We start from the raw sequence: 9,897 nt of genomic DNA on the forward strand, positions 1-9,897 counted from the left end.
CCGAGTCGATCACGCGTTTGCTGCCGTTCGGCCAGCCGGTCGAGGGCCCGATCCGGCTGACGCGGACGGTGCTGCGACTGCCCCACCGCGCGGCTGCCGTCGCTCGCCGAGTGCCGGCGGCTGCGCGAGGGTGCGGAACACGGGTGGCGGAAGATGTTGTCCGGCGCGGAGAACGACCCCGCCCTCCGCATCGCGCGCACCCGGTACGAGGGAACGCTGATGCTCACCACCCTGGCCGCGGCGGGCCTGCACGGTGACGCTGAGGTGCCGATCACCGTCGTGTCGCTGGGCGACATCGCCTGGCTGCACACACCTTTCGAGCTGTTCGCCTCGATCGGTCTGCGCATCAGGGCGGCCAGCCCGTTCGCGCACACGCGGGTGATCGGCTACACCGACGGCTACCTCGGCTACCTGCCCGACCACGACGCCTACCGCGACGGGCTCTACGAGTCCTACATCGCATTGGTGGAACAGGGCGCCGCGGACGTGGTGGTGGACCGCTGCGTCGAACTGCTACACGCTCACCGGGACCGGCGTGCGGTGGTGAAGACGGTGTAGCGGTCGGCGCGGTAGAGCGAACGTCCCGCCTCGATCACCCGGCCGTCCGACGCGTGCAACGTGCCGCTGAGCACGAGGCACGGCTGGCTCGGCTCGATCTCCAGCAGCGCGGCGTCCTGAGACTGCGGCAGTTCGGCGCTGATGGCCGTGTCATTCCACTCCGGCACCACGCCGAACCGCTCTTCGAGCGTCTTGTGCAGCGATTGCGCGGCCCAGTCGTATTCGTCGATACCGGGGAAAAGGTCGAGCGAGAGATTTGTGCGTTCCAGTGCGAGTGGTTCGTCATCGACGAAACGAAGCCGTTCCAGCCGGAACACCGGTGCGCCAGGAGGAATGTTCAGGCGACCCGCGATCTGAGCTCCCGCGGATTCCACGAGGGCCAGCAGCACCTTTGTCCCCGGCACCGCGCCGCGCGACCTGATGTCCTCGGTGAAGGACGTGAGCATGTCGATCTGCCTGGGCGGACGCTCCGCGGTGAAGGTGGCGTTGCCGTGCTGGCGGTACAGCAGTCCGTCCGCCACCAGCCGGTTGATCACCAGCCGGACCGTGCTCCTGGATATCTGATAATGCTCGGCGAAGAATCTTTCTGACGGGATCAGCCTTCCTGGCCCCGCATCCGTGGCGATGTTCTCCAGAATCTCCCTGAGTTGGTCGCCCTTGGGGCGGTCCGGCGCCAGCGCGTCGGGCAACACCAGATCGTCGGCGGGAACATGCTTGGGGCGTGGCACATTGCCATTATGCCTCACTGGTCGGTGAAATGGTCTCAGGCGACCGGCGGCGCGGATGCCGTCCCGTCCGCGTAGTTGATCAAGGCCGAACGGCGGAGTGCACGGAGTCCTTGGGGCGCTACGGTCGTCAAAGTTTCAACGACCGCGTCGGGAGCCCTTGTGGTGCGGAAGTCCTTGTCAGTTCTCATGGTTCTCCTCACGTGCGCGTGCACGGCGGAGAGTCCGGCACCTCCTGTGAGCAACCGTGTGCAGACACGGCCGCCCACGTTGGTCACGGAGGTGCAGGAGAACGTGCCTGTGTTGGTGCGTGAGGTGATCGACGGCCGTACGGTTGTGCTCGACGGTGGCAACCGTGTCCGGATCTCACTGCTCGCCCCGCCCGCGGAGTGCTGGGCCGCCGCCGCGATCGCTTTCGCGACGAAGACCTTGCTGGCGCGGCCTGTTCGGATCACGTCCGTGATCCCCGGCGAAGTGAACCTGTGGCTTGAGGACGGCACCGACTACGCGCTGCTCGCCGTTCAGGAGGGCGTTCTGCGTGCGCAGGCCGCGGCCGGTGCCCTCGCTGAGGCGGAAGTCGTTGCGGCGCGCGAAGACCGTGGTTTGTGGGGGCTTCCTTGCAATGGTGTGGACGTGACGACCACGACCACGACGCCTCCGAAACGCGTCCAGCCGCCGAAGCCGGCGGTGACCACCCCGCCTCCGGTTGTCGTGACCACCACTCCTCCGCCACCTCCGCCGCCTCCCCCTGCACCGCCGTGCACGGTCGCGTATCGGATCAGCGGGCAGTGGCCCGGCGGATTCCAGGGCGGCATCACGATCAGGAACACCGGCCGCGCGGCGATCAACGGATGGACGTTGCAGTGGTCCTTCGGTGACGGGCAAACCGTGAAGCACATGTGGAACGCGTCCCCGTCGCAGCGCGGTGCGACCGTCAGCGCGACCAACGTCTCCTACACGGCAACGATCGCGCCGGGCGGTGAGGTGTCGATCGGGTTTCTCGGGTCCATCCGCGACAAGAACACGGCTCCCAGGTCGTTCACGCTCAACGGGACGGCCTGCACGACGAGCTGACTGTTGGTCCCTGCGGTCGAGCGTGGCAAGATAAATTAGTAATTAACCACGAACTCGATCATGTCAGGAACGAACCGTGCAGGTCACCAGGGCTGTGCCGCTGTACGCCGAGGTCGATCACGCCCTCGGTGGCCGCTGGATCTCGCTCCGCACAGCCCATCGCGAGTGGCTGTGGCATCGCGCGGATCCGGCTCGCTTCGACGTGACGCCAGGTGCCCCGTTCGTCGACGTGGGCGGCCTGGAGGAGTGCGTGCCGACCGTCCGCGGCACGCCTGATCACGGCGACGCCTGGAGCAGGCCGTGGCACGAAACCGGTGTGGACTGTCCTGATTTCTCGCTCCGCCGGAGCATCGGTTCGCAAGACGGCGCGGTCGTCGCGGACTACGAACTGACCGCCGAGCCCGGCTACCGGTTCGTGTGGGCAGCGCACGCACTGCTCGATCTCAGCCCGTCCGCCCGTCTCGTCGCACCCGCCGGCACTCCGGTGCTGATCACCGATCCGACACCGGTGCCACGTGACTGGCCCGCCGGCCTTGCCGAGCTCGGCCCGGACGACGGTACGGCGGTCGGTGCCGTGGTGGAGCGCGGCCAGATCCGCGTGGTGGACGGAGAACACCAGCTCGACCTGTACGTCGAGTGTGCGGGCCAGCCCGTCTCCATCGCCTTGTGGCGCAACCTGCGCGGCTGGCCGGAAGGCGACCCGTACCGCAGCGTCGGCGTGGAACCCATGCTCGGCCGCACCTTCGACCGCGATGATCGCACTCGTCCCGTGGCGATCGTGCCCGCGTCGGGAACCGTGCGGTGGCGCCTCACCCTCACCGCTCACGTGGAAGGAACGGCATGACCGATGTGCTGACCCTGGGCGAGACCATGGGTGCGTTCCGTGCCGCCGGGCCGTTCCGGGATCTGCTGGACCTGCAATCAGGGAGCACCGTCCGATGACGCTGACGCAGTGGAACTTCGACCAGCTCGAACTCGGCGAAGGCGCCCGCTGGATCAACGGCCGCCTGGTCGTCGTGGATCTCCTGGCGGACCGCGTCCTGGAAACCCGAGGCGACGTGCCCGCCCCGTTCAAGGAGATCGCCCAGCTCCCGGTCCCCGTGGGCGCGGTCGCGCCCGTGCGGGACAGCGACGAGCTGATGGCGGCCTTCGGCACGGGCGCGGGCCTGCTGGGCGGCCCGCAGCAGGAATCCTTCGCGGGCGTCGGCATGCGCGTGAACGACGCCGTGGCCGACCCGTCCGGCCGCTTCTGGGTGACGACCATGGCCCAGGACACCGAACCCGGCACCGGCGCCCTGCACCGCCTGGGCTCGGACTCTCCCGTCCTCAAAGGACTGACGATCCCGAACGGCCCGGCTTTCTCCCACGACGGCAAGCTCATGTACCTCGCCGACAGCGCCCAAGGCGTCGTCCACCGCTTCGACGTCGGCCGTGACGGCGAACTCGGCACCCGCCGCGTCTTCCTGCACACGCCGCACCACACCCCGGACGGCATGACCACCGACGTGGCGGGCAACGTGTGGATCGCGTTCTGGGGTGCCTCCGTCGTGCGCCGCTACCGCCAGGACGGCCGACTGGACCAGGAGGTCCGCCTGCCCGCCCGTCAGCCCACCAGCGTCTGCCTCGGCGGCCCGGACATGGCCCGCCTCTTCATCACCACGGCCAAGTACGGACTGCGCCGCCCAACCCTGCACGACGGCGCGCTGTTCGCCGTCGACGTCAATGTGCCCGGCCGCCCGGCGAACGAGTACGTGCCGGCTCATCTCGGCGCATAGCGCGGCCGCGTCGAGGAGCTCCGGGTCTCCGCCGCGCACAACCACGCGGGCGCCTCGGATTCCTCGGTGAGGACCACGACCTCCTCGTACCGGGTCGGGTCGGCGAATCCCGAGGCGTGCCGGATGACGGTTTCGTAGACCTGCGAGGACACCATCACCGCGAGGTCGGCGTCGGTCCTGGCGAGGTGGTTCATCAGCGCCGGTGCGTTCAGGAGCCGGGACGCCGTGGCGATCGACCGTCCGGACAGCCCTTCCGCGCTCACGGTGACGGGGCCGACGTGCAGCGAAGCCCGGAGCTGGATCCGCAGGGGAGCGGCTTCGCGGTTGTACCGCCGGATGCCGGCCTCGAGGTGGGAGATCAGGCGGTCGACGATCGTCGACGTGGCGACGCTGGGCGGAACGACGACGAGCACGCCCTCCCTCCGTTCGGTGTGGCGGCAGCTTTCCCAGGAGATGTCCGACTCCGCGAAGGCGGTGCGCAGCACCCTGTGCAGCGGCGCCCGAGCCACTTGGCGGTCGCTTTCGGTCCCGCCCTGGCCGTCCAGCGAAGCGATTTCGAGGAACAGGATGGAGTGGTTGGTGTGGTCCCATCGGCCTGAGGATCGACAGGACCTGTCCGGCGAGGTGGTCATGGTGGGCCCCTTGTGAATCGGCTTGTGGCGTGAACGGTGGCGCCAGGACAAGACTAAATTCGTGAGGGAAAAGCAACAACGAATTCTTTGGGAAAGGGGTGATTGTTTGACGTGATCGTTGATCGCCGGAAAATCAAAGACTCGGGTGCTTCAGCTCGGCTGGACGTGGTCCACGTTCAGCGCGAACGCGAGCGCGCCCTGCGCGCCTGCCTGCAGGCCGAGTTCGGAGGCTTCCACGCTCATCGGCGCGACGTAGTTGAACATGCCGCCGAGCGAGTGCAGGCGCATCGTCTGGACCGCCGGTTCGATCAGGAGATCAGCCGCGCGGCCGAGCTCGCCGCCGATGAAGACCTTCTCCGGGTTGAGCAGGTTGCACGTTCTGGCCAGCGCGACTCCGATTCCGCGGCCGGCGTCCTGGAGCACCCGGCGGCACAGCAGGTCCCCGCTCTTCGCTCTTTCGACGACGTTCGCGAGGCTTGTGGGCAGGTCCACGCGATAGCCGATGTAGGCCCGCCGGACCTGCTCGACCAGGCGCGCACCTCCCACCACGGTCTCGAGACATCCGCGGTTGCCGCATTGGCAGACGACACCCTGCGGATCCATCACGAGGTGTCCGATCTCGCTGGCGAGACCGTGCCTGCCGCGGTAGATCAGCCCGCTGATGATCAGTCCGGCGCTGACGCTGGTCGACGACTTCACGAACAGCATGGTCTCGGTGCCGCGGCCCGCTCCGTAGAGGTACTCGCCGTATGCTGCGAGATTGGCTTCGTTGTCCATGATGACCGGCACGTCGGGAAAGTGCTCCTGCAGGCGTGCGGCGGGATCCATGCCCTGTTCCCAGTCGAGCGCCCACGCGACCTGGGAGATCGTTCCTGTGCGCGGTTCGACCGCGGCGGGGATGCCCAGCCCGATCGAGACGACGTCGGTTTCGTCCAGACCTGTTCGCCGGACGACGTCCTTGATCAGCTGCACGCACTCGCGTATCCACGCCTGACTGCCGTGTTCCGCGCCGCGACTGGACCTGTCCACCTCGACGCGCGGGCCGTCCACGCGGCGCGCGGCAACGGTGATCGTGTCGTAGCTGACCTCGACGCCGATGGCCACGCCACGCACGGAGGTGAGGCTGATCTTCTTCCCGCGTTCGCTGTCGTTGCCGTCGACCACGACCACGCCGTTCCGCTGCAGTTCCTGCACGATTCCGGAGACGGTCGCCTGGGAGAGGCTGGTGAACTTGGCGAGGTTCACCTGGGTGCTGGGAGCGACCATGATCGCGCGGATGACACGCCTGCGGTTGTGGCCACGGAGAGCGTCCGACGGCCGACCCCAGATCAGGCTTCGGGCATGCCTGCCGCCACTGGGCACTCGGTGGCCTCCCGCCCTCAGCTTCGATTTGAAGGGCCATGCCATGGTAGCGGCGGTCAGGGCATCAGTTGGAAGCCGCCATGCGTGCGTTTTCACAGGCTCGAGACGACCTTCCGGGGCAGACTCGCGTTGTTGTCCGGGATGGTTCGTGTTGATCTTCAGGGCGAGTAGCCTTACGCCTCTGTTGTCACCTGGGAACCACGTGGGAAGAGGCTGTACGTGAGCGATGACGACGTCGACGGAGTTGCGGCGGAGAAGGGGTACGAGCCGCCAGTCCTGTTCGATCTGGGGTCGGTGTTCGACGTCACTTTCGGGAGTGGAAGCGGTTCCAATGATTCCATCGGACAGGGCTACCAATAGAATCTCAGCTACTGATTCTGTCGGCTCTTTGGAGATTTTTGGCCAATGCTTTGCTGAAGATCACGCGCTTGCCCAAGGCCTTGTCGATTACTTGGGATCTGGCGAGCATCATCGCATCACCGAACAGGTCGGCTGCTACTCTGCGGCTTTGGAGCAGGCAGGTGAGATCACTCTCTTTGCTGACCCGGTAGGTCAGTTTCCCCTCTTCTACGACCGTTCTGGCCGATACAGCACGAAGGCGAGTGATCTCGGCGTCGACATCGACAGGGGCTATCTCGCCACCCGCCTGGCGTGCCTCGACAGCACCGGCATGCTCGAGAATCGCTCCCTGTACCAGGAGGTCCGGCGGGTTCGTGAAGGTCACGCGCTCCGTGTCAAAGACGGCCAGCTTGATGAGCGTCCTTTCGCTCCGCTGCGCGTCGACCCTGATCTGAGCGCGGCAGATGCGGCTGAAATGCTTCAAGAGTCGCTTACAGCCGCAGTGCGGGCCCGCGCACTTTCCGCACGACGACTGGTTTCCGACCTCAGCGGCGGTCTCGACTCGACTTCGCTGGCCTACCTCGCCCTGGACGACGTGGCCGAACTTCCGGTGTTCACCCACTACAACCCGGAGTCTCCGGTCCTCGACGACGTAGAACGGGCAGAGCGATACGTCCGTTCCGAACCGCGATTCGATCAGCAGGTCGTCAAAGTTTCGGCTGAGCACCTCCCTTACCAGGAGCTGGTGTCGATGGGGGATGAGCCGCATCCGGCTTCGATCGCCTGCGGTCCGGCCCGCCTTCGCTTGTCTGCCGCGGCCGCGCTCGGTGCCGACGTTCATCTGGTGGGCGAGGGAGGTGATGCCGTGCTGTGGGCTCCCGGCGCGTACTTCATCGACCTCGCTCGCCGGGGTGATCTCGCGACGCTTTGGCGGCACTGCTTTGCCTGGGCGCGGTTGCGCAACCGGTCTCCCTTGAGCGTGTTCAGGCGGGCGGTGGTCATGGCCGGTTTGGGGCGTCGGCGTGCATTGCTCCGGCTCGCCGACACCCTGGAACGTGGCCGTCTGGTCGATGACATGTCTTGGGAGGTCTCGGTCATCGCACGCTGGGACCTGCCGCAAGTGCACTGGTTCACGCGCTCGACCCGGCACCTGCTGGCTGCTCAGGCCCGTTTTGCGGCCGATCAGGAGTCCGATGTGGACTCTGCCGAGTTCGCCGTGCTCAGCCAACTGCGCTTGCACGGGTTCGCTCAGCGAGTTCTCCGCGAAGCCGGTGACGAGGTCGGAGTCGCCGTTCACGCCCCGTTCCTCGACACGGCCGTTGTACGTGCGGCCACGACGATCCCGGCGCATCGGCGTGCGGACCCGACCGTGGCGAAGCCGTTGCTGAAGAAGGCGCTGGCAGGCCTCGTTCCTGATCGTGTCCTGTCCAGAGAGACCAAGGGCGACTACAGCCGGGAGGCCTACCAAGGACTTCGGCGTGCAGCACCCTGTCTGCGGAAACTCCTGGCCGACTCGGCGGCGGCGGACTTCGGACTGATAGACCCGGTACCTGTCCTTCAGACGATCGAGGACGCGGTGAACGGGCTACGCGTGCCATGGGGCGCGCTCAACCAGGTTCTTGCCGTTGAAGTGTGGCTTCGCGCGAACGCGGGAGAAGTGGCTTCGACATGACACGTTTCGTGGTTCCTGACTCGGTGCACATGACAGCGGAAGACGACGGGAGCGTCATCCTCCTGAACGTGACGAGCGGCCAGTGGCACAAGTTGAACCGGACTGGGAACGAGCTCTTCTCCGCGATCCGCGCCCACGGTGTCGACGCCGCCGTCGAGGTTTTCGCGAGCCGGTACCCGGAGGTGCCGCAGGGGCAGATTCGCCTGGACGCTGAGAAACTCCTGTCGGCGCTGGTGGAGCGAGGTCTGCTGGAACCGGACAACCTCGAACGAGGTAGCGGTGGGGTTCCTATCGCGCTCGCGCCCCGCAGTCCGGTGTCACTGAAACCAAAACTGATGGCGGCAGTGGCGTTGCCGTTGGCACTGCTGCTGTTGAGGTTGCCGTTCCGGATGACGGTCAAGGCCTTCAAGTTCGTCAAGCGCGGGCTGGCCAAACGAACGGCGACGAAACCTGAAGCGCTACAAGCACTTGCGGCGGCAAAGCGCGTCAGCAGGTTTCATCCCGGGCGGGTGGCGTGCCTCGAACTCTCGTTGACTGCCGCGCTGACCGCGGCGTTCCGCGGCGGCTCAGTGCAGTGGTGCCTTGGCGTCGCCACTGATCCGCAATCGTTCCACGCCTGGATCGAGGCGGATGGGGAGCCGGTCACCGATCCGTTCGACGATCCGATTCCACCCACTTACCAACGGGTGCTCGCCGTCTGAGGCCTGCTGACAGCTGATCTGCTCACAGCAGAGAAAGCGGCGAACCTTCTGGGCGGACCGGCATCGTCGGTGCCATGACGAACAACGAGAAGCTGTTCAGCCCTGGGCTGCGGGAACGGTTCTTCGGTCAGCGGGTGCTGATTCTCGACGGCGCGCTCGACGACGACAACGGGACCGTGCTGGCGACCCAGATGCTGTCGCTGGCGAGCGAGGATCCGCGGCAGGACATCGCGTTGTGGATCCATTCGCCGGGTGGTTCGGTGCCCTCGATGCTGGCCATCCGCGACGTGATGCGGCTGGTGCCGTGCGACGTGGCGACGCTGGCGCTGGGACTGGCTTGCAGCGCGGGGCAGTTCCTGCTGTCCGCGGGCACCCCGGGCAAGCGGTTCGCGTTGCCGCACGCGCGGATCCTGATGCACCAGGGGAGTGCGGGCATCGGGGGTTCGGCGGTCGAGGTGGAGGTGCAGGCGGACGACCTGCGGCACACCAGGGACACCGTGCTCGGGCTGATCGCGGAGGACACGGGGCAGCCGTTCGACCGGATCTTCACCGACTCGCTGCACGACCGGTGGTTCACCACGGCGCAGGCGCAGGAGTACGGGTTCATCGACCACGTTGTCAGCGACCTGGCCCAGGTCGTACCTGTCCGCACGCACAAGCTGGGACTGCACTCGGGAGCTGTCGCATGAGCAGTTACACCATTCCCAACGTCATCACGCGCGACGTGCGTGGCGAGCGGGTCATGGACGTCTACTCGCACCTGCTGTCCGAGCGGATCGTCTACCTCGGCACCGGGATCGACTCCGGGGTCGCCAACGCGTTGATCGCGCAGCTGTTCCACCTGGAGGCGGACAACCCGGACCTGGAGATCAACCTCTACATCAACTGCGAGGGCGGTGACCCGTCGGCGATGCTCGCGTTGTACGACACGATGCGCTACATCAAGGCGCCGGTCGCGACGACGTGCGTGGGCCAGGCGGTCGCGGCCGGGGCGGTGCTGCTGGCCGCGGGGGCGGAAGGGCGCCCGGCTCCGTCCTGCCCCAGCTCAGGGCAATCACC

12 protein-coding genes are annotated in these 9,897 nt (G+C 66.8%); 8 read left to right on the forward strand and 4 right to left on the reverse strand.

The window, feature by feature from the left end; translation table 11 throughout:
* A partial coding sequence (locus tag FXN61_RS51180) for a hypothetical protein (protein ID WP_223165839.1) occupies positions 1 to 227 on the reverse strand: 227 nt, incomplete at its 3' end.
* On the opposite strand from FXN61_RS51180, the gene FXN61_RS42905 reads away from it, so the two are divergent.
* On the forward strand, positions 220 to 558 hold the full coding sequence (locus FXN61_RS42905) for a hypothetical protein (protein WP_223165840.1): 339 nt from the start codon (positions 220 to 222) through the stop codon (positions 556 to 558). The genes FXN61_RS51180 and FXN61_RS42905 overlap by 8 nt on opposite strands.
* Here the strand turns inward: FXN61_RS42905 and FXN61_RS42910 are convergent.
* Positions 522 to 1,286, reverse strand: a complete 765-nt coding sequence (locus FXN61_RS42910) for a GntR family transcriptional regulator (RefSeq protein WP_167979580.1) — start codon at positions 1,284 to 1,286, stop codon at positions 522 to 524. The two genes, FXN61_RS42905 and FXN61_RS42910, sit on opposite strands and share 37 nt — an antisense overlap.
* Positions 1,287 to 1,577: 291 nt before the next feature.
* Between FXN61_RS42910 and FXN61_RS50400 the strand changes: the two genes are divergently transcribed.
* The 3 genes from FXN61_RS50400 to FXN61_RS42925 all read left to right on the forward strand — a co-directional run bounded on the left by FXN61_RS50400 (position 1,578) and on the right by FXN61_RS42925 (position 4,132).
* A complete protein-coding gene (locus FXN61_RS50400) occupies positions 1,578 to 2,357 on the forward strand; it encodes a cellulose-binding domain-containing protein (protein WP_223165841.1) in 780 nt (259 codons plus the stop codon).
* 76 nt (positions 2,358 to 2,433) lie between these two features.
* Entirely contained in the window at positions 2,434 to 3,201 is a 768-nt protein-coding gene (locus FXN61_RS42920; RefSeq protein WP_223165842.1) for a hypothetical protein, read from the forward strand.
* Between the two features lie 94 nt (positions 3,202 to 3,295).
* Complete coding sequence (locus tag FXN61_RS42925; protein ID WP_167979581.1) at positions 3,296 to 4,132, forward strand: SMP-30/gluconolactonase/LRE family protein; 837 nt, start codon at positions 3,296 to 3,298, stop codon at positions 4,130 to 4,132.
* On the opposite strand, the gene FXN61_RS42930 is transcribed toward FXN61_RS42925, so the two are convergent.
* Entirely contained in the window at positions 4,117 to 4,764 is a 648-nt protein-coding gene (locus FXN61_RS42930; protein ID WP_167979582.1) for a hypothetical protein, read from the reverse strand. The genes FXN61_RS42925 and FXN61_RS42930 overlap by 16 nt on opposite strands.
* A 150-nt stretch (positions 4,765 to 4,914) precedes the next feature.
* Positions 4,915 to 6,030, reverse strand: a complete 1,116-nt coding sequence (locus FXN61_RS42935) for an ROK family protein (RefSeq protein WP_246292904.1) — start codon at positions 6,028 to 6,030, stop codon at positions 4,915 to 4,917.
* A 484-nt stretch (positions 6,031 to 6,514) separates the two neighbouring features.
* Between FXN61_RS42935 and FXN61_RS42940 the strand changes: the two genes are divergently transcribed.
* The 4 genes from FXN61_RS42940 to FXN61_RS42955 all read left to right on the forward strand — a co-directional run.
* The gene (locus FXN61_RS42940) at positions 6,515 to 8,137 is read left to right on the forward strand and encodes an asparagine synthase-related protein (RefSeq protein ID WP_167979584.1); all 1,623 of its coding nucleotides are present in this window, start codon (positions 6,515 to 6,517) and stop codon (positions 8,135 to 8,137) included.
* 29 nt (positions 8,138 to 8,166) lie between these two features.
* Complete coding sequence (locus FXN61_RS42945) at positions 8,167 to 8,838, forward strand: lasso peptide biosynthesis B2 protein (RefSeq protein WP_246292910.1); 672 nt, start codon at positions 8,167 to 8,169, stop codon at positions 8,836 to 8,838.
* 74 nt (positions 8,839 to 8,912) lie between these two features.
* A complete protein-coding gene (locus FXN61_RS42950) occupies positions 8,913 to 9,527 on the forward strand; it encodes a ClpP family protease (RefSeq protein ID WP_167979586.1) in 615 nt (204 codons plus the stop codon).
* Positions 9,524 to 9,897: ClpP family protease (locus FXN61_RS42955; protein WP_188136103.1), on the forward strand; the 374-nt coding region annotated here is incomplete at its 3' end. The genes FXN61_RS42950 and FXN61_RS42955, both read left to right, overlap by 4 nt.

This window comes from Lentzea indica, from assembly GCF_012184385.1.
In the GTDB taxonomy this organism is placed as follows: domain Bacteria; phylum Actinomycetota; class Actinomycetes; order Mycobacteriales; family Pseudonocardiaceae; genus Lentzea; species Lentzea indica.